This is a genomic window from Lacisediminihabitans profunda (assembly GCF_008040105.1).
GTDB classification, from domain to species: Bacteria; Actinomycetota; Actinomycetes; order Actinomycetales; family Microbacteriaceae; genus Lacisediminihabitans; species Lacisediminihabitans profunda.
In genome coordinates this window covers 1-300 of record NZ_VRMG01000079.1, presented here as the reverse complement: position 1 = coordinate 300, position 300 = coordinate 1, and the positions used below count along the sequence as shown (strand labels likewise).

General features: G+C 67.3%; 1 protein-coding gene. It reads left to right on the top strand.

All coding sequences use genetic code 11. The features are described 5' to 3' along the window. The coding region (rpsI, locus tag FVP33_RS19130; protein WP_147785268.1) for a 30S ribosomal protein S9 at positions 1 to 289 on the top strand (289 nt) is incomplete at its 5' end. Between the last annotated feature and the right edge of the window lie 11 nt (positions 290 to 300).

Genomic DNA, 300 nt, shown 5'->3' with positions numbered 1-300 from the left:
CGACTACTTCCCCAACAAGCTGCACCAGCAGCTGATCAACGACCCGTTCAAGGTGCTCGACCGGCTCGGCAGCTACGACGTCATCGCCCGCATCACCGGCGGAGGCCCGTCCGGCCAGGCCGGCGCCCTGCGTCTCGGCATCGCGCGTTCGCTCAACCAGATCGACGAAGAGAACAACCGCGCCGCGCTCAAGAAGGCGGGCTTCCTCAGCCGCGACGCTCGCGGCAAGGAGCGTAAGAAGGCCGGACTCAAGAAGGCCCGCAAGGCGCCCCAGTTCGCGAAGCGCTAACCCGCGCCGAA